Origin of the sequence: Streptomyces xiaopingdaonensis, assembly GCF_000262345.1 — a bacterium.
Lineage (GTDB): Bacteria > Actinomycetota > Actinomycetes > Streptomycetales > Streptomycetaceae > Streptomyces > Streptomyces xiaopingdaonensis.
The window spans coordinates 1-21,109 of the sequence record NZ_AJTQ01000276.1 but is presented as its reverse complement, the minus strand read 5'-3'; the positions used below and the strand labels follow the sequence as shown (position 1 = coordinate 21,109).

General features: G+C 72.6%; 14 protein-coding genes, 1 tRNA gene and 1 pseudogene. 8 read left to right on the top strand and 8 right to left on the bottom strand.

What is annotated here, in order from left to right:
- Positions 1 to 100 precede the first annotated feature (100 nt).
- The 3 genes from UWG_RS0121800 to UWG_RS0121790 all read left to right on the top strand — a co-directional run bounded on the left by UWG_RS0121800 (position 101) and on the right by UWG_RS0121790 (position 2,733).
- Positions 101 to 1,018, top strand: coding sequence for a Rieske (2Fe-2S) protein (locus UWG_RS0121800; protein WP_016909324.1), 918 nt, complete (start codon positions 101 to 103; stop codon positions 1,016 to 1,018).
- A 71-nt stretch (positions 1,019 to 1,089) separates the two neighbouring features.
- On the top strand, positions 1,090 to 2,067 hold the full coding sequence (ku, locus tag UWG_RS0121795) for a non-homologous end joining protein Ku (protein WP_016909323.1): 978 nt from the start codon (positions 1,090 to 1,092) through the stop codon (positions 2,065 to 2,067).
- Between the two features lie 90 nt (positions 2,068 to 2,157).
- Positions 2,158 to 2,733, top strand: a complete 576-nt coding sequence (locus UWG_RS0121790) for a DJ-1/PfpI/YhbO family deglycase/protease (protein ID WP_016909322.1) — start codon at positions 2,158 to 2,160, stop codon at positions 2,731 to 2,733.
- Positions 2,734 to 2,788: 55 nt separating this feature from the next.
- Here the strand turns inward: UWG_RS0121790 and UWG_RS34125 are convergent.
- The 4 genes and pseudogenes from UWG_RS34125 to UWG_RS0121770 form a co-directional block, all read right to left on the bottom strand.
- Positions 2,789 to 3,833: pseudogene (locus tag UWG_RS34125) on the bottom strand (DUF2804 domain-containing protein).
- A 217-nt stretch (positions 3,834 to 4,050) separates the two neighbouring features.
- Entirely contained in the window at positions 4,051 to 4,524 is a 474-nt protein-coding gene (locus tag UWG_RS0121780; protein ID WP_016909320.1) for a Dps family protein, read from the bottom strand.
- A gap of 835 nt (positions 4,525 to 5,359) precedes the next feature.
- A tRNA-Pro gene (locus UWG_RS0121775) sits at positions 5,360 to 5,433 on the bottom strand.
- A gap of 417 nt (positions 5,434 to 5,850) precedes the next feature.
- Positions 5,851 to 6,060 (bottom strand): hypothetical protein, encoded by a 210-nt coding sequence (locus UWG_RS0121770; protein ID WP_016909319.1) that lies wholly within the window; start codon positions 6,058 to 6,060, stop codon positions 5,851 to 5,853.
- A gap of 343 nt (positions 6,061 to 6,403) precedes the next feature.
- On the opposite strand from UWG_RS0121770, the gene aroA reads away from it, so the two are divergent.
- Positions 6,404 to 9,382: a 3-phosphoshikimate 1-carboxyvinyltransferase gene (aroA, locus tag UWG_RS0121765; RefSeq protein WP_016909318.1), complete on the top strand. Its 2,979-nt coding sequence runs from the start codon at positions 6,404 to 6,406 to the stop codon at positions 9,380 to 9,382.
- A 137-nt stretch (positions 9,383 to 9,519) separates the two neighbouring features.
- Here aroA and UWG_RS0121760 read toward each other — a convergent pair whose 3' ends face one another.
- The gene (locus tag UWG_RS0121760; protein ID WP_237720219.1) at positions 9,520 to 12,309 is read right to left on the bottom strand and encodes a LuxR family transcriptional regulator; all 2,790 of its coding nucleotides are present in this window, start codon (positions 12,307 to 12,309) and stop codon (positions 9,520 to 9,522) included.
- A gap of 588 nt (positions 12,310 to 12,897) precedes the next feature.
- On the bottom strand, positions 12,898 to 14,256 hold the full coding sequence (gene ccrA, locus UWG_RS0121755) for a crotonyl-CoA carboxylase/reductase (RefSeq protein ID WP_016909316.1): 1,359 nt from the start codon (positions 14,254 to 14,256) through the stop codon (positions 12,898 to 12,900).
- Between the two features lie 489 nt (positions 14,257 to 14,745).
- Here ccrA and UWG_RS0121750 point away from each other — a divergent pair, with 489 nt between their 5' ends.
- Entirely contained in the window at positions 14,746 to 15,510 is a 765-nt protein-coding gene (locus UWG_RS0121750; protein ID WP_016909315.1) for a thioesterase II family protein, read from the top strand.
- On the opposite strand, the gene UWG_RS0121745 is transcribed toward UWG_RS0121750, so the two are convergent.
- Positions 15,498 to 16,697 carry an MFS transporter gene (locus UWG_RS0121745; protein WP_237720218.1) on the bottom strand — a complete coding sequence of 400 codons (1,200 nt, stop codon included), beginning with the start codon at positions 16,695 to 16,697 and terminating at the stop codon, positions 15,498 to 15,500. The genes UWG_RS0121750 and UWG_RS0121745 overlap by 13 nt on opposite strands.
- Before the next feature lie 203 nt (positions 16,698 to 16,900).
- Positions 16,901 to 18,112, bottom strand: a complete 1,212-nt coding sequence (locus UWG_RS0121740; RefSeq protein ID WP_016909313.1) for a cytochrome P450 — start codon at positions 18,110 to 18,112, stop codon at positions 16,901 to 16,903.
- A 114-nt stretch (positions 18,113 to 18,226) separates the two neighbouring features.
- Here UWG_RS0121740 and UWG_RS0121735 point away from each other — a divergent pair, with 114 nt between their 5' ends.
- The 3 genes from UWG_RS0121735 to UWG_RS0121725 all read left to right on the top strand — a co-directional run.
- The gene (locus UWG_RS0121735; protein WP_033196293.1) at positions 18,227 to 18,889 is read left to right on the top strand and encodes an SDR family oxidoreductase; all 663 of its coding nucleotides are present in this window, start codon (positions 18,227 to 18,229) and stop codon (positions 18,887 to 18,889) included.
- A 110-nt stretch (positions 18,890 to 18,999) separates the two neighbouring features.
- Complete coding sequence (locus UWG_RS30705; RefSeq protein ID WP_050988633.1) at positions 19,000 to 19,239, top strand: ferredoxin; 240 nt, start codon at positions 19,000 to 19,002, stop codon at positions 19,237 to 19,239.
- Between the two features lie 214 nt (positions 19,240 to 19,453).
- The coding region (locus UWG_RS0121725; RefSeq protein ID WP_016909310.1) for a type I polyketide synthase at positions 19,454 to 21,109 on the top strand (1,656 nt) is incomplete at its 3' end.

The following is a 21,109-nucleotide window of genomic DNA, read 5'->3' as shown; positions in this document are numbered from 1 at the left end:
TCCGGGGCCCTGCGCGCGCCAAACGCCGCGCGGGGCCGCCGGTGGAGTGCGGAACCGCGCGCTCAGTTTGCGGGCCGCGCTCGTGCGGCAACCGAGGCGTATGCGCATTCCCCTCCGCACCCGGCACACCGACCCCTCCGCGCGCACCGCGACCGCGGACGACGTGCTCGCCCCGCTGCCCCGGGCGCTCGACGCGCTCGGCCGGGTCCGTGCGCTCGACACCGTCGCCAACCCGCTCCGGCAGGCCGTCCGCGCCGTGCCCCTCGGCGCCGCCCGCGACCTGCTGCGCGGCCACCCCTTCGGCCACCCGCTCCACCCCGCGCTCGTCCACTTCCCCGTCGGCGCCTGGCTCTCCACCGGCGTCCTCGACCTGCTCCCGGGCACGAGGCGGGCCGCCACCACGCTCACCGGAACCGGCGTCCTCGCCGCGGGGCCCGCGGCGCTCGCCGGCTGGGTGGACTGGAGCGAGCAGCACCCGCCGCAGTCGCGTACCGGCCTCGTCCACGCCGCCTGCAACTACCTTGCGCTCGGCCTCTACACGGCGTCCTTCACCGCCCGCGTACGCGGACGCCAGGGGCGCGGGCGCACGCTCGGGTACGCGGGGCTCCTCACGGCCGGCGCCGGCGCGCTCCTCGGCGGTCACATGGCGTACCGGCAGGCGACCGGCACCAACAAGGCCGAACCCGTCCCGTACGTCGCGGAGTCGGGCTGGCACGCGCTCGGACGCCTCGACGGCTTCCCCCTGCGCACCCCCGTCCACCGGATGCTCGGCGAGGTCCCCGTCCTCGTCTTCCGCACGGACGAGGGCGCGCACGTCCTCGCCGACCGGTGCAGCCACGCCTCCGGCCCGCTCTCCCAGGGCACCGTCGAGGACGGCTGCGTGCGATGCCCCTGGCACGGGAGCTCCTTCCGCCTGAGCGACGGGCACAACGTCTCGGGACCGGCGATCGCGCCCCAGCCGTCCTTCGAGACGCAGGTGGAGGACGGCGTCCTCGCCGTGCGGCTAGCCTCGGGGTGAGCGAGTTAGAGCGTTGCGGGCACGGGAACCCGGGCGGACGTCCACCCGTGTCGTGAGGAAGGCAGGCCGCCATGGCGCGCCCGATCTGGAGCGGTGTCGTCACCTTCGGGCTGGTCACCGTGCCCGTGCAGCTCTTCACCGCGACCGACAGCCACACGATCCCGTTCCGCCAGTTGACGCGCGGGAGCGGCGACCGGGTCCGGCAGCGGCGCGTCAACGAGCGCACCGGGAAGGACGTCGACTACCGGGACATCGTCAAGGGGTACGACGCGGACGGCGAGTACGTCGTCGTCGAGCCGAAGGAGCTCGACGAGATCGCGCCGCGCAAGTCGAAGGCGATCGAGATCAGCGGGTTCGTCGGCGTCGACGAGGTGGCTCCCGTCTACTTCGACCGCACCTACTATCTCGCGCCCAAGGGCGAACAGTACGCGAAGGTCTACGAGTTGCTCCGCTCCGCGCTCGCCGACACCTCGCGGATGGGCATCGCCACCTTCGTGATGCGCAGCAAGGAGTACCTCGTGGCGCTCCGCCCGCAGGACGACGTACTGGTCCTCCAGACGCTCCACTGGGCCGACGAAGTGCGCGACCCGGCGCAGGAGTTGCCCGCTCTGCCGAAGCGCAGGGCCGACAAGGGCAAGGAGTTGCAGACCGCGGAGCAGCTCGTCGACGCGCTGGCCGTCCCCTGGCGGCCCGAGGACTACCGGGACACCTACGCCGAACGCGTCGGGGAGCTGGTCGAGGCGAAGCGGAAAGGCGAGGAGTTCGTCGTCGAGGAGAAGGCTCCGCAGGCGAGCAACGTCGTCGACCTCACGGCCGACCTGCAACGCAGCCTCGACCAGGCGAAGGGCAAGGACGGCGCCGGGTCCGGGCGCTCCGGGCGCGGGCGGAAAGGTGGACGGCGCTCGCAGCGCACGGATCTCTCCGGCCTCAGCAAGGACGAGCTGTACCGGCGGGCGACCGAGGAGGACGTACAGGGGCGTTCGAAGATGACGCGGGAGCAGCTCGTCGACGCGCTCGGCGGCACGGGACAGGAGCGGCACGCCGCGTGAGGACGCCCGGCGCGGCCGGTTTGGGCCGCGGCCTCCCGTGCAACCCGCGAGAGGAGGTGCACACCCCAGACGGCACCGAGGAGGCAGACGATGTCTGACAACGATCTGACCGGCCACCGAGTCCTGGCCATCGTCTCCAACTACGGAGTCGAGCAGGACGAACTGGTCGTGCCCGTGCAGCACTTCAGGGACAGGGGCGCCGAGGTCGACGTCGCCGCCGTCTCCGCCGACCCCGTCCAGACGCTCGTCGGCGACAAGGAGAACGGCCAGCGGGTCGAGCCCGATCTCACCCTGGAGGAGGTCGATCCGGCCTCCTACGACCTGCTCCACGTCTCGGGCGGCACACTCAACGCGGACAGTCTCCGGCTCAACGACACCGCCGTGGAGGTGCTGCGCTCCTTCACGCGCTCCGGGAGTCCGGTCGCCGCGATCTGCCACGGTCCCTGGCTGCTCGTCGAGGGCGCCGAGGTGGGCGGAAAGACGCTCACCTCCTACCCGTCGCTGGAGACGGACATCCGCAACGCAGGCGGCAGTTGGGTGGACCAGTCGGTCTCACGGGACGACGCGGGCGGCTGGACCCTCGTCACCTCCCGTACGCCCAACGACCTCAGCGACTACCTCACCGAGGCCGACTCTGCGCTCGTGGAGACACCCGCCCGCACGTGACCGACCCCGCCGCGGGCGCCGGACCCTGGCCGGTGCCCGCGGCGGTCCCCTTCGCTCACCAGAGCATGCGGACGTCCTCGGCCCACCCCAACAAGCCGTCCACCGCGACGTGTTCACCGTCCTCGGTGCGGATGCGGCCGTCGTAGCGTCCGAACGACTGGTCGGTGCGGTTGGCCAGGAGGCCGGCGTCCGTCCGTGCGCGGCGGGTGTGGAAGGGCGTGAAGACGAGGTCGACGTGGTCGCCCCCGCGGTCGCGTACCGCCCAGGGAGCCCGCTCGTCGTCGGGCGAGTACGTCCACTCCAACTCCTCGCCCAGCTTGGTGAGTCGGCCGTCGACGCAGAGCGCGTTCTCGGTGGCCCCCGTGCCGCGGGTCCACTTGCCGCCGAGTTGCAGCCCCACCGTGCGCCCGTCCGAACGGCCCGACGCGGAGCCCCAGTTCCACCGCACCGAGCGGGGCCAGCGGCCGCGTCCGTGGTCGAGGGTGCCCCAGGCGTCGTCGAAACGAAGCACTTCGGACCCGACGCGCACTCCGCCCGACGCGGGCCGCGCCGTCTGCTTGGAGGTGTACTGGAACCGGCGCTCGCTCCACGGCACGACGACGGAGAGCGTCTCGTGCCCGGCGGGCAGCGCGACGTGCACGTCGACTTCGACCGGTAGCCGCTCCGGCGAGAGGCAGCGCGCCCGCAGCCGCGTGCCGCCCTCCTCGTGCCGTATCTCGACCCGCACCTGCCCGCGGACGGGGGCGCTCCGGGCCGACCACCACCGGCGGTACCCCCGGCGCGCCCGCGACGGCGTCCGGCAGGCGCACGCCGAGCCCGCAGGGGAGGACGGCGGTGCGCTCGAACTCGCGTCCGCCGGGGCCGAGTTCGAGGAAGTACACCGAGTGGAGCGCGAGGTAGTCGAGGTCGCTGACGGTCACCGCCACCAGGTGCGTGGGCGAGGTGACGCACCAGTACTCCCACCGCTTGGTCCGCCCCCAGCCCGGGATGCGGGTCCGGTGGACGGGCTGCCGCGACCAGCCGACGGCGTCCGGCGCGAGCGTACCGTCCGGCAGGCACAGGTCCACGGGGGCCGAGATCTCGAGTTCGTGTGTCGGCATGAGGGGACGATAGCGCGGGCCGGGCGGCCGACTTCCCGGCGCCGACCGGCCTCGTCACGCCCGTACTTGGGCTGTGCACCTGAGCCGGACGCCGAGACCCCGCCCCTCCTGGGCCGGACGGCCTCCCTGTGCGACCGGGCGGCGCGAACCCGTCGCCGGACCAACCTCCCCGCGGCGGCGGGGAGTTCGGGCCCGGCGGCGGCTCCGTGCGGAGTGCTCAGACGCTGGCGGCCTGGAACATCCAGTGCTGCTTCTCCAGTTCGGCCGTCGCCGCGATGAAGATGTCCTGGCTCACCGGGTCCGGCGCGTCCGTGGCCTCGATCCGCTCCCGCATCCGGCCGATCACCGTCCCGAGGGCCGAGACGAGGAGCGAGACCGCGTCCGCGTCCTTGATCCAGCCCGACGGCACCTTCTCCAGACCGCTGCTCTGCGCGACCGTCTCCGGGCGTCCGTCCGGCGGAACACCGAGCGTCGAGGCCCGCTCGGCGACCGTGTCCGTGTACTCCCGAGCCGTCGCGACGACCTCGTCGAGCTGGAGGTGGACCGAACGGAAGCTCGGCCCCACGACGTTCCAGTGCACCTGCTTCGCCACGAGCGACAGGTCGACGAGATCGACGAGTGCACCTTGCAGCGCTCCACCCACGACCTCGAGATCGGCCTCGGAGAGTGGGCTCGTCACCGTGTTCGACACAGTTGCCTCCGTAACCGGATCGACTTACGCGTGTTCCCTTCCAGGGTAGAGGGGAGCGTGTGTTTCGCCGCGGCGGGAGTTGCGGGGCTAGGGGGACGCACGCCGGGACCCGCTGTCGGTCCGCGGCGGCCAGCCGCACGGTGTCCGGAGCGGGGCGCTCCACCACCACGCGCGGGCGGCGTGCCGGACCGCGTCGGCCGCCAGGCTCCGTCGCGGCCAGGGTGCTGTCGTCGGCCGATCTTCCCAGCCCCGCGCGGTACAGCTCGTGGACGTGACGCACCCAAGGTCCGAGCCCCGTACGCGTCCTGGGGTTACCGGAAGATCGGCGACGACCAGCCGTTCCCGGACTCCCCGGTCTTCGGCGTGCTGCACGTGGACCTGCCGCTTACCTGAGGCTGCTCGCCGCCTCCGGCCGGTGCGCGGTCCGGATGCACGCGAGCCCGTCGTCCGCCCCAACCGGCGTACTCCGACGGACAGTTCCGCCCTCATCCGACTCGGCACCGACCGCGAGGCACCGAACGGGCGAAACCCACAACACATCGAGCGGGCTGCCGTGTTCGATCTGCGCGGGGCTCCGCCTTCCGCGCCGTCGCTGCGAGACGTGGGGGAGCCCGGCAGGCGTACCAGCCGCCGCCCCGCGACTGGCCGACCGATCCGCCGGCGCCGACCGCCCGCCTACGGCCTCACAAGGGACAGCAGCGGACACACGATCTCGGGAACCCCTGCGCCGCGGCGGACGGCCCCACGCCCGACGGCCCCGCACGCATCGAGGGCGCGACCTTCCGTGCAACGCCAAAGGCCCCTTGTGAAGATCACAAGAGGCCTTTGACCAGTGTCGGGACGGCGGGATTTGAACCCACGACCCCTTGACCCCCAGTCAAGTGCGCTACCAAACTGCGCCACGTCCCGGTGCTGCTTGAGCGGTTCGGGGCTTCCCGCCCCGCTCGCGCACAAAGAACACTACAGCACTTCAGGGGGTGCTCGCTCACCCCCCTCGGGATCGGACGGCCGCCGAGCCGGAGGCCCGCAGACCCCCGACGGTGGTCCATCGACACGAGGCGACGCCCGCCCCGCACCGTAGGCCGCCTGGACTTTTGCCGGCCGTCTCACCTGTGCGGCCAACACCGGGCCGTGCAAGCCGAGTCGGCCGACGGGCGGCTCCCTCCGTGCATCGCGCTGGGCGTCTCGTTCTTCCATGCCGTATCGCTCACCGAGGCCCGCTCCTGCCACTCGCCGATGCACATAGCACCCGAACGGTTACAAAGGGTTCACGAAAGCTAACCGGCAACCGCCACCCGGCGACGACGTGCCGGCCCGGAACCCGGATCACATCTGCACGGACGAGACGCTCTCCACGAGTTCGCGCAGCACGCGGACGAGTCCCTGCCCGAGGTCGGTCGGTGCGAGGAGAAGTCCGAGCAGCAGGACGAGGACGACGGTGAGCTTCTCGTCGGAGCGGCTCCTCGCCTCCACGCGCCGCCGCAGTCGCAGCACGACGACGAGCGCCAGCAGTACCGCCATGTTGATGGTGAGCAACCGTCCCCCTCGAATTCGCCTCGCCCGATTCGGCTCTACTCGTTCTTTCCAGAGCGGGGAAACCCCTCAACCGTGCCGCCGATGTCGCCGATCTGTTCGGAGAAAAGCGGGGGAAGCCGAACTCCGGTAGGGGGCGCGAGGATTGCGGCCGCTCTTCGGCGCCCGGTGCGCGACCGTGCGGATAGGGGCGGTTAGGGGCTGCTTGCGCGGGGACGGGAGCGGGAGCATCGCCAAGGCGGCTGTTCGGTCCCTGCCGCGCTGTCGCGGGCCGGTACCCGGACATCCGCCACCGGATGCATCCGGCGCAATTCCCGGTGCCGACGCCTAGGAGCGAGAACACCCCATGCATCTTCTCGTCGACGGAATCCAGCATCGGGTGACCGGTGAAATCCTCGTGCCGCACTCGAAATACCACGCGCACCGGGCGCTGGTCCTCGCCTCCCTCGCGGACGGCGAAAGCCGCATCCACGGGCTCACCGACGCGCGCCACGTCGACTACACCGTGCGGCTGCTCCGCGGGCTCGGTGTGCCGATCACCAGGAGCGGCGACACGTTCCTGGTACGGGGCCTCGGCGGACGGTACCGGCCGAGGCGGGCCACGCTCTCGGCCGGCAGCTCGGGCACCACCCTTTACTTCATGGCCGGGCTCGCCTCCCTCTCGGACCGGGACGTCTCGCTCACGGGACAGCGGTACTTCAGGCGCCGTCCCGTGGGCCCGCTGCTGCGGGCGCTGGAGCGACTGGGCGTCGCGCTCCGAGCGACCGACGACTGCCCTCCTGTCCACATCCGCGCCGGACGGCCGGCCGGGGGGAGGGTGACCCTTCCCGGGACCCTGTCGCAGTGGGTCTCCGGCGTGCTGCTGCTCGCGCCGTTCGCCGCGGGACCCACGGTCGTCGAGGTGGAGGGGGAGCTCAACGAGCGCACCTACCTGGAGCTGACCGTGGCGATGATGCGGCGGTTCGGCCTGGAGGTGACCGTCTCGCCGGACTGGCGGCGCTTCACGCTGCCCCCGGGCCAGAAGGCGCGGCCGACGGAATTGACGCTGCCGCCCGACGTCGGCTCGGCCGCCTTCGGCATCGCCGCGGCCGCGCTCCACCCCTCCGACGTCCTGCTCCGCGGCCTCACCGGCCTGGAGGGCGGACCCGCCGACCACCCCGAGTTCCACTTCCTCGACGTCGCACGGGCCATGGGCGTACCGATGGAGGCGGCGGCCGGGGGCGTCCGCATCAGGCAGGACGCACCGCTGCTCAAGGCCGTCGACGTCGACTGCGGCGACGTCCCCGACATGCTGCCGATCCTCTCGGTGCTCGGTACCTTCGCGCAGGGCGAGTCCGTCTTCCGGAACGTCGGGCACACCCGGCTCAAGGAGTCCGACCGTGCGGCGGCGGTCCTCCAGCTCAACTCCATGGGCGGCGACCTGGCGCTCACCGGCGACGTGCTGCGGGTGAACGGTGTCGAAGGGCTCGCAGGCGCGGGGCTCTCCACCTACAACGACCACCGGGTCCTGATGTCGCTGGCCGTGGCGGCCTCGCGGGCGCAGGGCCGCTCCGCCCTCACCTTTCCCCACGCGTACCGCATCTCTTACCCGGGTTTCCTCACCGCGATGAACGCCGTGGGCGTGCCCATGACGGTGGCGGACGGCCCTGCCGGGCGGCCCCGCCGCGGGACGGGGCGCCCGGACGCCGCCGCCCGGACGACGCTGCCCCAGTGGCTGGCCCGGCATGCCGCGGCCCGGCCGGGTGCGCCGGCTGTCGTGGACGTCGCCGAGGACGGCCGGCACGTGATCACCTGGCGGTCGCTCGCGGAGCGGGTCGACCGGGCGGCCTCGCTGCTGCTGCGGCTGGGGGTGCGCCCGGGCGAGCACGTCGTCTACCAACTGCCGAACCGCTCCGAGTTCGTGGTGCTCTCCCTCGCGACGCTGCGGATCGGCGCGGTCTGCTGCCCCGTCATGCCGTTCTTCAGGGAACGCGAACTCGGCTTCGTGCTGCGCAGGTCGGCGGCGCGCGTGCTGGTCGTCGTCGACCGGCACCGCTCCCGCAGCCCCGCGGACGAGGCACTCGCTCTCGCGGCCCACCAGGAGGCGCCGGGGCGGCTGCGCCACGTCGTGGTGGTGCCCCGCTCGGGCGGCCGGAGCCGGCTCCCGCAGAGCTCGGCCGACGGCGTCACCGTCCACGACTGGGCGGCGGCCCCGGCGGCGACGGAGGCGGACCGCGCGGCGCTCGACGCCGTCGGGCCCGAGGCGGGTGCGGCGGCCCAGCTCCTCTTCACCTCGGGTACGACCGGCGAGCCCAAGGGCGTGACGCAGACGTCGGCGACCTTGGTGAAGGCCGTGACCATGGAGGTCGCGCACCTCGGCCTCGGCGAGAGGGACACCGTCTGGGTGCCGTCGCCGCTCGCCCACCAGACGGGGTTCCTCTACGGGATGGTGCTGGCCACCGTGCTCGGAGTGCCGCAGATCCTCCAGGCCGAGTGGGACGCGGAGCGCGCCCTCGCGTCGCTCAACGACCACCGGGCGACCTTCGTCCAGGCCGCGACGCCCTTCCTCGCCGACCTGCTGCGGGCGGTCGAGGAGGGCGGCGAACCCCCGCGCCATCTGCGGATCTTCGTAGCCACGGGTGCGACCGTGCCGCGCGCCCTCGCCGAGCGGGCCGACCGGGTCCTCGGCGCGAAGGTCTGCGGCGCCTTCGGCACCACCGAGACCTGTCTCGCCGCGCTCTCCGCACCTGCCGACCCGCCCGCACAGCGCCGGGGCACCGACGGGCGCGCACTGGACGGTGTCCGCCTGCGCGTCGCGGACGACCGGGGGAACGTCCTACCGCCGGGATGCGAGGGCAACTTCGAACTGAGCTCGCCGACCGTCTTCGACGGCTACCTCGGCCGCCCCGACCTGACGGCGGAGGCGTTCACGCCGGACGGCTGGTACCGCACCGGGGATCTCGCCGTGCTCGACGAGGCGGGCTTCGTGCGGATCACCGGGCGGGAGAAGGACGTGATCAACCGCGGCGGAGAGAAGGTCCCGGTCGCCGAGGTGGAGCAACTGCTCTTCGCCCACCCCTCGGTCGCGGACGTGGCGGTCGTCGCGATGCCGGACGACCGCCTCGGCGAGCGCGCTTGCGCGTTCGTCGTGCCGGCGGGCGGCGCGCGGTTCACCTTCGCCGACATGCGCCGCCACCTGGACGCGCACCAGGTCGCGAAGCAGTACTGGCCGGAGCGGCTCGAACACCTCGCGGTGCTGCCCCGCAACCCGGTGGGGAAAGTGCGCAAGTTCGTCCTGCGGGAGAAGGCAAGGGAGCTGCGCCCGCAGGACGGGGACGGGGCGTGACCCGGAGCGCGTGGGGCGCCGCGAGCGCTGCCCCGGTCGTTCCCCGTTCGGGGCGGTAGACCTGACCCGGCGGCGCACGAGTTGACGCCGCCCCGCAAAGGGGGCGCCGCGCCGGGCCCGGTGAGGGCCCGGCCGGCTCAGGCGTGGGCGCCGAGCACCTCGAAGACCGAGGAGAAGCGGTCCTCGAGGTCCTGGCGGTGCCGGACCCGCAACTTCCGGTAGATCCGCGTCAGGTGCTGCTCGACCGTGCTGGGCGTGATGAAGAGCCTCGTGGAGATCTCCCGGTTGGTGTGGCCCCGGATCGCCAGGACGGCGACGCGCCGCTCGGCCGAGCTGAGCTTGCCCAACTCGCCGCCGTACGCGGGCGGTACGTCGTCGCGGGCGGTACCGGCTGCCGTGCCGGCGGCGATGAGTCGCTGGAGGCGGCCCGCGTCGCACTGCTGCGCCATGCGCTGGGCGCGCCTGATCGTCGCACGGGCGGGGCCCAGGCACGCGCTCTCCCGGTAGGCCGCCGCCAACTCGACGAGTGTGTAGGCGTGTTGGAGGCGGCTGCCGCACCGCTCGAGCTGGTCGGCGGACGCCTTGAGGAGGGAGACCCGCCGGTCCTCCACGTCGGCCTTGGCGAGCAGGCGCAGCGTCGTGCCCTGGACGGACGTCTCCTCCTCGGGGAGCAGTCCGAGCTGTTCCTGGAGGAGTCCGCGGGCGCTCTCGACGTCGCCGACCTGCAGGTACGCCTCGGCCAGGTCGCAGCGCCAGGGCACCACCGCGGGCAGGTCCGAGGCGAGGTACGCGGACATGTCGCGGCAGTTCTCGAAGTCGGCGACGGCCGCGTGGAGTCGGCCGACCGCAAGGTGGTGCCGTCCGCGGGCGCGTACGTAGAGCAGTCCGCCCACGCCGCGGAAGACCGCGGGCGGTACGGGACGGTCCAGCACCTCGGCCGCCTCCTCGTACCGCCCCGACTCGGTCAGCGCCTCGACGAGGACGGCGGCGAGCGACCCGACGCCCGAGCCCCACTCCTGCCAAGGCTTGTGCGCCAGCGCCTCCTGGAGGTGGCGGCGTGTGCCGGTGAGGTCGCCCAGGGCCAGGGCGATCCGCGCCTGGACGGCGGCGAGCAGGGACCTCCACAGCGGCGAAGGGAAGCCGTCGAGCGCCGCGGAGAGCGAGGTGCACCATTTCCGGGCGAGCGGGAGGGAGTTGACGGCGTCCAGCACCCAGCAGGCGAAGAGGAAGGGCTCCACCTCGGAGGTCCTGATCCGGATGCCTTCGAGGAGCTGCTCGGCCGCGAAGACGACCCCGGCCCTGTCCCCTTGGTCGAGGAGATCGGGGATCTTGTGCAGGACGGTGGGCAGCCACGAATGGTTGCCGATCACCAGGCACCGGCCGGCGCCGGCCGGTGCCCCGGAACCGTGCTGATCGCCGCGGGGTGTGCGGGGCGGGACGCCGTGCCAGACGCCGTGGAGCACCTCCGCCAGGGTCACCTCGACCTCGTCCTCCGGACCCTGGGGCTCCTCGCGCAGCGCGGAGAGCAACTCCCAGGCGCGGTCCGGGTATCCGTGGAGCATCATCGCGCGGACGAGGAGTGCTGCGTCGGCCGGCCGCAGCACGCCCTGGCGCGCCGCACCGCTCAGCGAGGGCACCAGGGAGGAGACCAGCACCGGGTTGGTCAGCCATTCGCTGCGCAGCAGGAGCATCTCCGCCGCCGCGCGCTCCTCCGTCGTGACCGCCGACGCCTGGACGAGCCGCAGGAGGGCGCCCGCCACCTCGCCGCGGCCCTCTTCCACGGCGCGGCCGACGACCTCCATCACCAGCGGCAGGTCCCACGGCGGGCCGATCTTCCCCGCGGCCTCCAGCTTGCGCGCCACGTGGCGCACCGGTGCGCCGTCGTCGAACAGGACGCGTGCCGCGGCGAGTTGGACGTCAGCGGCTTCGGTGAAGTCCGGGTCGTCGAGCAGGGCCCTGGCTATGTGCTGCCGCAAGCGCGTCCCGTGCGTCATGCCGAGTTCGCCGAGCGTGCGGAGAACCCGGTCGGCGAGCCCCGTGTCGCCGTCGAGCAGCCTGCTCAACCGCTGGGTGGTGCAGAGCGGGCCGAGCACCGCGACCGCCCGGGCGCCCCGGCCGAACCCCGGGGTGTCGCTGCCGTCGATCAGCAGGCGGACGGTGTCGTAGAAGTCGGCGTCGACGGTGAGCGTGCTTCTGCCCTGCTCCACCGAAGCCAGGTACTTCCCCACGAGGAGCCCGGAGAGCGGAATGTTGCCCCCGCCGACGTCGTGCACTTCGGTGGCGATCCGCTGCGCGGCCCTCCGTGCGGCGGGTTCGCGGACGTGGGCGACGCGTTCGGCGATCCAGCTCGCCAGCGCCTCGCGCGTCAGCAGGCTCAGCCGGACGAGGCGCGTGTGCGGCAGGCGCAGGAGGTCGGTACGGAAGTCGGTGCAGTGCGGGGAGGCTTGGCCGGTCCGCTCGCTCAGGACCAGCCTGATGCGCGTTCCCTGGAGGCGCCGCGCGAGGAAGCGGAGGAACCCTTGCGTCGGGCGGTCGACGAAGTTGATGTCGTCGACCGAGACGAGCAGCCGGTGCGTCGCGTCGGCGGAGACGAGCCGGTGGTACGTGCACTCCTGGAGGTCGGTGAGGAGTCCCGGGGGAACCGCAGCGGGTTCCTGCCGGTCGGCGGCCGCGCTCGGTGGCTCGTCCAACTGGCCCAGGAGTTGGCGCAGTACGCCGAAGGCGACCTGCTGCTCGCTCGGCCAGCCCGTCACGCTCAGAACCCGCGCCCCGGACTCGGCGGCCGACTCGTTGACGGCGTGGAGGAGGGTGGTCTTCCCCGACCGCTTCGGCCCCCGGACGAGAATGATGCCGCTCTCGTCGTGCCGGCTCTCGAAGCCCGGGATGAGCACATGGGGCGGCAGTACCTGCTCAGCGGACGGTGTCACCGCGGCGGGACTCCTCTCGCAACGGGCGGCGTTCCGACCGCCCCGTGGATTCGCGGAAATGTCGTGTCGGGCGAGAAGGCGGAACCTCGGTCCCGCGATGGTTTTCCGGGTGGTGGTGCGGGGCTCCCACTCGCCACTGCTCACCGAGGCCTGCCCCGCATTCACCCGGACTGCGTTCCATATTCTTGCAACCCTGGCATCCCACGAAACCCCGCCGAGTTGCCGCACGAGTCGGCACGGAGATTTTCGGACTTCTCCGTGAGTGCGCCGGTGCCCACGGGGGCGCGAGAGCACTGGCCGGGGGATAGCTGTAGGTTCACGCAGCAACGGTGCGGTGGCGCCTGATTTCGCTCACCTGTCGGGTCGGTGTTCGTAACGGGTGTGCAATTCGAGCCGCCCGCAACGCCGTTGGAAGGCGAGCAGGAGGAATGCGGCGTGCGGGTTTCGGCCCGATCCCTGCGCGAGGAGGAATCAAAGGAGCCTTCGAGGCGTCCACCGTGTTCGTGAAGAGAGCGCCGGGCGCCCGTGCGGCGCGTACGCCACGCCCCGGCAACGGACCGTACGGCGCCTCCAGCGATCCCTCTCCGCTCAGACGCTCCGAGCCCCGGCGCCCGTGCGGAAGCGGTTGATCGCCGAAAGGTGCCGTTCCCGCAACCGTTCGTCGCGGACGCCGAGCCCTTCCCCCGGCGCCAGGCACAGCACGCCCACCTTGCCGGCGTGCCGGTTCCGGTGGACGTCCTCCGTCGCCCGGCCCACGGCGGAGAGCGGGTAGACGGCCGACAGGGTCGGGTGGACCATCCCCCTGGAGACGAGTCGGTTCGCCTCCCACGCCTCGCGGTAGTTGGCGAAGTGGCTGCCGACGATCCGCTTGAGGGACATCCACAGGTAGCGGTTGTCGTACTCGTGCCGGTAGCCGGAGGTGGAGGCGCAGGTGACCACGGTGCCGCCGCGGCGGGTGACGAAGACGCTCGCCCCGAAGGTCTCCCTGCCGGGGTGCTCGAGGACGATGTCCGGGTCGTCGCCGCCCGTCAGTTGGCGGATGTGCGCACCGAAGCGCTTCCACTCCCCGGGGTCCGGCGTCGTCCCGTCCTTCCAGAACCGGTAGCCCTCCTGCTGCCGGTCGATCACCAGTCCGGCGCCCAGCGAGCGCACCAACTCGGCCTTGTGTTCCCCGGACACGACGCAGACAGGGACGGCGCCCCCGTTGAGGGCGAGCTGCGTGGCGTACGAGCCCAGACCGCCGGCGGCACCCCAGACGAGGACGGTGTCCCCCTGCTTCATCCGGGCGCCGTTGCGGGATACGAGCTGCCGGTAGGCGGTCGAGTTGACGAGGCCGGAGGCCGCGGCCTCCTCCCAGGTGAGGTGCGCCGGCATGGGCATGAGCTGATCGCCCTTGACGAGGGAGAGTTCGGCGAGGCCGCCGAAGTTGGTCTCGAAGCCCCAGATGCGCTGCTCCGGGTCGAGCATGGTGTCGTCGTGCCCGTCGGGGGAGCGCAGTTCGACGGAGAGGCAGTGCGCCACCACCCGGTCTCCCGGCTTCCACCGCCGCACGCCAGGACCGGTCCGCAGCACGACGCCGGCGAGGTCCGAGCCGAGCACGTGGTACGGCCGGTCGTGCCGGGCCGCCAGGGGGGCGTCCGAACGTCCGTACCGCTCGAGGAAGGTGAAGGTGGGGACCGGCTCGAAGAGGGAGCTCCACACGGTGTTGTAGTTGACGGCGCTGGCCATCACCGCGACGAGAGCCTCCTCGGGACCCGGCTCGGGGGTGGGGACCTCGCAGACGTGGAGGGATTTCGACGGCGCCTTGTCCCGCGTCGCGAGCCCCTCGAACATCCCCGTGTCCTCCCGGCGGATCACGGCGCCCCGGTAGGACTCGGGGACGGGCAGCGCGGCGAATGCCGCGCCGTCCGCGTCGTCCGACAGGGCAGCGCTGACGATCTCCCGCATGTGGTGTCCTCCGAGGGGCGCGGTTGCTGGGGCGTCAAGGGGCGGTGCCGGCACGGGGCTTGGCGGGTCACTGTGTGCGGAGGCGTGGCCCCGGCCGCTCTTCCGACTCGGCGGCGATCACCCGGTGGCCGGCGCGTGCGGCGAGCCCCGCGAGCGCCGATCCCGTGGCGCCGGGCCGATTACCGCGAGGGCGGAGAAGCGCGACGAGGGTGAGCGCTCACGACGCTACGGTGCGGGCCCGCAGGGGCAGAACCCCTATCGCCCCCTCTGGCCCCGGCCGCCGTCCGCTAGGGCGCCGGCCCCGGCGGCCCCCGGCAAGTCCCGGTCGCCGACGGCAGCGCCGTGCCAAGCTGCTGGAGACAGCAGCCGGTAGGGGGTGGAACCGGTGCCGCGCCGGTGCCATTCTTCGGCGTGCCCCGGAGGCGGGTCTCGTCGGCGGCGGGAGCCGGCCGCGCCCCGGGGCGTCGACCGACGGCGGAAAGGTGCAGGGTGAAGTCGAAAGACACGTCCGACCGTTGGATTCAGCGCTGCTCGCCCGGGCCGCCGGGCGCGACGCGGCTCGTCCTCTTTCCCCACGCGGGTGGCTCGGCCAGCTACTACCGCCCGTTCTGCCTCTCCCTCGGCGACCGCCTCGACGTGTGCGCGCTCCAGTACCCGGGCCGCCAGGACCGGCACACCGAGCCCTGTGTGACCGATCTGCACCGTCTCGCCGACCTCGTCTTCGCGCGGTTGCGGACGATGGCCGAGCGGCCTCTCGCCTTCCTCGGCCACAGCATGGGCGCCCTCCTCGCCTACGAGGTGACGCGCCGCTTCGAGCGGGAGCTGGGTACCTCACCGGTCCGCCTCTTCGTCTCGGGGCGCCGTGCTCCGTCCTGCCCGAGGACGGAGCACGTGGACCTGACCGGTGACGACGGACTGCTCTCCGAGGTCCGGGAGTTGAGCGGCACCGATCCGCAGGTACTCGGCGACGAGGAGATGCGCAAGCTGATCCTCCAACCGCTGCGCGCCGACTACCAGGCGCTCCAGTCCTACCGTTTCGTACCGGAACCACCGGTCGGCTGCCCGGTCACGGCCCTCTCCGGCACCTCGGACCCCCGTACGCACGAGGACGAGGCGGCGGCCTGGCGGGAGCACACGACGGGCGAGTTCGACATGCGGCTCTTTCCCGGCGGGCACTTCTTCCTCAGTGAACGCGTCGAGGACGTGGCCGCCTTCGTCGCCCGGCGGCTCTCCGCCGTCCCTCAGTCCGGTTGAGGGCTGACGCCCGGTGCCTCGTGGCCCGGCTCGGCAGCTCTCGGCGTCCGCCGCCGGGAGAGGCACCGCACGAGGAGGGCGACGAGTACCAGGCACGTGCCCGCGCCGATCGCCGCGGCGGGCCCAGCGGCGTCCAGCAGCACGCCGGTGAGCATCATGCTGACGGCGGAGCCGCCCGTCGTCGCCGTCTGCAACCAGCCGAACGCTTCCGTCCTGCGGGAAGCCGGGGCCGCGTCGGCGACCTGCGTGTTGTTGGCGGCGAGGTTCGGACTGATCACCAGGCCCCCGACGAAGAGCACCAGCGCGACCACGACGACGGGGGTCGACCCGCGGGCCGGGGGCAGCACCGCGGCGAGGGCGGCCATGCCCGCCGCCAATGCCAGCAGCAGTGCCGTGTGGTTCACCCTCCGGGTGGTGGCGCCGAGCACCAGCCCGCCCGCCAGCGAACCGACCGTCCAGACGGCGATGAGCACCCCGCTGAGCCCGACGCTCCCGGAGCCGGTGCTGTACGCCACCACGGAGAGGTTGATCGTGAAGACGGAACCCATCACGCACATGGCGACGACGAGGACGGAGAGCAGCCCCGGCTCCGTCGGCAGCAGCCGCCTGCGTCCGACCGCGGCGGTCTCCGCCTCCTCCGTGCTCCGCAGCGGTACGCCGGCGAGGCCGGAGCGGCGGTACGCCAGTGCGAACACCGCTGATCCGCAGAGGGCGAGCAGGGCACAGACGCCGACCGACCACGCCGGGTCGTACGCCGCCGTCAGCGACGCCAGCAAGGGGCCCACGGTCGCGACGGCGTCCTGCCCCACGGCCTCCAGCGTGTAGATGCTCGCCCGCTGGTCCTCCCGCACCAGCAACGGCCAGGCCGCGCGGCTGACTTGGGGGATCGGCGAGGTGCTGCACCCGGTCAGGGCCGCGACGAGCACGGCGAGCGGCCAGCCGGCCGGCGGCAGGAAGACCGTGAGGGCGGTGAGCAGGCCCAGGCCGAGTGCGAAACCGAGCCCTGTGAGCATCACCAGCCGGGGCACCGAGCCGCGGTCCGCCGCGCGCCCCCGGTACGGCGCCGAGAGCGCCTGGGCCACGGCCTGCACTCCGATGACCACCCCGACCTGGCCGAACGAGCCGGTCCAGCGGGAGAGGAGCACCGTCGAGGCGATCGGCAACGCCATCACGCTCAGCCTGCTCATCAAGGAGCAGGCGAAGAGGGAGGGAAGGTGGGGAACAGCGAAAAGGGAGCGATAGGCGTTGAGCACGCGCCGCCACTTTCTCTCACCCGGGCCCCGTGGGGGCCGGCGTCACCGAATGCGCCGTCGCGGCGGCGCGCATCTCGTCCCCCGGCGGGAGCCTCTCACATTCCGCTCTCCCGCCGGGCCCGTCAACCGGGCGGAAATCAGGGTTTCTTCACGTCCCACGCCACAGGGAGCTCCTTCACGCCGTACGCCACTGAGTCGTCCTTGAAACGGACGTCCTCCGGTGCGATCGCCGGGCGCAGCGTGGGGAATCGGGCGAACAGAAGACTGAAGGAGACGCGGAGTTCGACCCGGGCGAGCTGCTGTGCGATGCACTGGTGGATTCCGTGGCCGAAGGTCAGGTGGTGCACGTCTTTCCGGTTCAGGTCGAGTACGTCGGGCTCCGGATAGCGGTCCGGGTCCCGGTTCGCCGAGACCATCGATCCCTTGACGGTCTCTCCAGGCTTGATGAGGTGCCCGGCGAAGTCGACCTCTTCCGTCGCCGTGCGGATGAACTCCAGGTGCACGATGGAGAGATAGCGCAGCAGTTCCTCCACCGCGTTGTCGATGAGGGACGGGTCCGCCTTGAGCTTGGCCAGCTCCCGCGGGTGCCGGAGCAGCGCGTAGGCGCCGATGCTGAGCATGTTGGAGGTCGACTCGTGCCCGGCGATCAGCAGCAGGACGCTGATCCCGATGATCTCCTCCCGCGTCAGCCGCTCTTCGGGCGGTGCGTGGAGGAGGCCGCTGATGATGTCGTCCTGCGGGTCTTCCGCCTTCTCGTGCACCAGGGCGGTGATGAAGGCGAAGAGCTTCTCCTTCGCGCGGTGGACCTCGTCCAGGGGCAGGTCCACGTTGAGGACGGTCTGCGCCCACTTCTGGAAGTCGTGGCGGTCGCGGGTCGGGACCCCGAGGAGGTCGCAGATCACGAGGGAGGGCACCGGCAGCGCGAACGTCTCCACGAGGTCGACGCCGGGCCCTGCCGCCGCCATCTCGTCGAGCTGCCCGTTGACGTACTCGACGATCCTCGGTTCGAGCTGCCGCACCCTGCGCACGGTGAACTGGCCGGCGAGCAGCCGGCGGTACCGCGTGTGTTCGGGCGGGTCCATGCTCACCATCGCCCCGGCCGGCAACTTCGGCTTCTCGTGCGTGTGCCGGGTGCGTGCGGCGCGGTTCCGGTTGGAGCTGAACCGGGTGTCGAGGAGGAAGGCGCGTACGTCGTCGAACCTGGTGAGCAGCCAGCCCTCGTTGCCGTCGGCGAACCGTACGCGGCTCACGGGTTCCTCTTCGCGGAGGCGCTTGTAGCCGTCGGGCGGGTCGAGGGGGCAGCTGCGGCTGAGGGGCAGACCTGGTGTTTCCGACAGCGATTCCGACACGTCTTCTCCCTTTTCCCTGTGTTCGGTCGGGGTGATGGTCCGAGTCGGCCGCTGCTTGTGCGCAACGGGGACCCGCGGGTTTCCGGAATGTTTTTCCGGCTCATGCTGATCGGCATGCGAATGGTGATTCTGGGGGCATCGACGCCCCTCGGCGGCGCGTTGGTCACCGCGTGCGCCGGTGGAGGCGACCAGGCGGTCGCCCTGGTGCGTGCGCCCCAACACGTCGAACGGCTGCGCACGTTGGGCGCGGAACCGGTGCTCGTCGGACCCGACGAGTCTCCCCGCGCGGTACGGGCGGCCCTCATGGGCGCGCTGCGCCGGGCCGAAGCCCTCGTACTCGCGGCGGGGACCGGCGGCGCCGCCGGCCGCGGCCCGGCCGCGCTCTTCGCCGCCGCGGGCGAGCGGGCCGGGGTGCGCAGGTACCTCATGGTCAGCAACTGGCACGGGGCCGAGGACCTGCCCTGGTCCGGGGAGGAGAAGGCCGCCTACCTCGGGGCGAAGAGAGCGGCCGAGGACGATCTGCGCGCCCGTGACCTGGACTGGACGATCCTGCGCACCGGGCGGCTCACGGACGGGCCCGCCGGCGGACGGGTGCGGCTCCGTACCGCTCCCGACGGCGTCGCCCCTGCCGGCGCGATCGGCCGGGCCGACGTGGCGGCGGCCGTGCTCGCGCTGCTGCGTCGTTCCGCCGCTATCGGGCTGGCGCTTGAACTGACGTCGGGAGCGGAGTCGTTGGAGGAGGCGGTGCGGAATGTGTTCGGGCCTGCGGACACCTGACGCATTTGCTTGCCTTTCGCGCGGGAAGGCGGCGGCCCCTCGAAAACGCGGTGCGCTTTCCCGTGAACTTTCGTATTGCATCGCAGAGTTGCCGCGGCTACGTTCAGAGAATGCGCATCGAAGTTGACCGTGAGAAATGCACGTCCAGTGGAACCTGTGCGATGTACTTTCCCGAATTGTTCGACCAGGACGAAGCTGACGGTCGGGTTCGGCTCATCGAGGAACATCCTTCCGAAGGACAGGAGGCCGGGGCGAGGGAGGCGGTGCTGCGCTGCCCGACGGGCGCCATCACGGTGCCGGAGTCCTCCGGCCGAGCAGGCACCGCGGGGCTCGACTCCGGGCAGCAGTAGGCAACGTGGCACCGGGGGCACTGCCAGCTTGGCCGAGCGGGCCCGTCACGCGGCAACCCCTAGCCCCCCCTACGCCCCCGCGCGGGCGGGACGAGGGGCCCGCCGGCCGGTGACAGGGGGGTTGAGGGGGAGAGCAGGGACCGGCGGCGCTCGCAGAATGAGCGGAGGTGGGCGCTGCCCGGTGACTTCCCCTCCCAAGGAGCCCGAACTACCCATGTCCGAGAGCGAAGAGAAGTTCCGTACCTACCTCAAGAAGGTCACCACCGATCTACGGCGGACCCGGCGCCGGCTCCAGGAGGTGCTCGAGGCGGCGAGCGAACCGATCGCCCTCGTCGGCATCGGCTGCCGCTTCGCCGGCGGTGTCGCGTCCCCCGGCGACCTGTGGGGGCTGGTGGCCGGCGGAGGCGACGCGATCGGTCCGCTGCCCTCCGACCGCGGCTGGGACGTCGACGCGCTCTACGATCCGGACCCCGACAGGCCGGGCACCAGCTACGTCCGCTCCGGCTACTTCCTCCGCGACGCGACCGCGTTCGACGCCGGCTTCTTCGGGATCTCCCCGCGGGAGGCCACGGCGATGGACCCGCAGCAGCGGCTGCTGCTGGAGACCTCCTGGGAGGCGGCCGAGCACGCCGGACTCGACCCGCGCTCGCTCCGCGGAACCAGGACGGGCGTCTTCGTCGGCACGGCCGCGCAGAACTACGGGGTCGGCGCGGAACACGACCCGAGCGAGGTGGAGGGCTACCTCGCCACGGGCACCTCGACCAGCGTGGCCTCGGGCCGGATCTCCTACCTGCTCGGCCTCGAAGGCCCCGCGATGACGGTGGACACCGCGTGCTCCTCGTCCCTCGTCTCCCTGCACCTCGCCGTCCAGGCGCTGCGCCGCGGCGAGTGCGACCTCGCCTTCTGCGGCGGCGCCACCGTCGTTCCGGTGCCGGGGGCGCTGGTGGAGTTCAGCCGTCAGCGCGGACTCTCCCCGACGGGCCGCTGCCGCGCCTTCGCCGAGGATGCCGACGGGTTCGGCATGGGCGAGGGCGTCGGCATGCTGCTGGTGCGGCGGCTCTCGGACGCCGGGCGAGCGGGGCAGCGGGTGCTGGCGGTGGTACGCGGCTCGGCGGTCAACCAGGACGGAGCCTCCAACGGGCTGACCGCGCCGAGCGGCGCGGCCCAACAGCGGGTGATCCGCGCCGCCTTGGCCGACGCGGGCCTCACGCCCGACCAGGTCGACGCGGTGGAGGCGCACGGCACGGGCACACGTCTCGGCGACCCCATCGAGGCCCGCGCCCTGCTGGCGACGTACGGCGAGGACCGGCCCGGCGCCCGGCCGCTGTGGCTCGGCTCGGTGAAGTCGAACCTCGGCCACGCCCAGGCGGCGGCGGGGGTCGCCGGCGTGATCAAGACGGTGCTGGCGATGCGGCACGGCGTCCTGCCCCGCACGCTCCACGTCGACGCGCCGACGCCCGAGGTCGACTGGTCCTCGGGCGCCGTCCGCCTCCTCGACGAGCCACGCGACTGGCGGACGGACGGCCTGCGGCGCGCGGCCGTCTCGTCGTTCGGCATGAGCGGAACCAACGCGCACGTGATCCTGGAGGAGGCACCTCGGGAGCCGGACGCGTCGGCGGTCGCCGAAGGGGACTCCTCGGTGTCCCCCGTCCCCTGGCCGGTGTCGGGCCGCGGCACCGGCGGGTTGCGGGCCCAGGCGGAGCGGCTGGCCGACGCGGTGGCGAGCCGGGGCGAGGTTGCCGACGCCGCGCAGGTGGCGGAGGCGCTGGCCACCGGACGCGCACCGCTGAGCGAGCGGGCGCTGGCCGTCGGAGAGACGGTGCCCGCACTCCTCGCCGGGCTGCGCTCGGTCGCGGACGCGTCCGCCGCC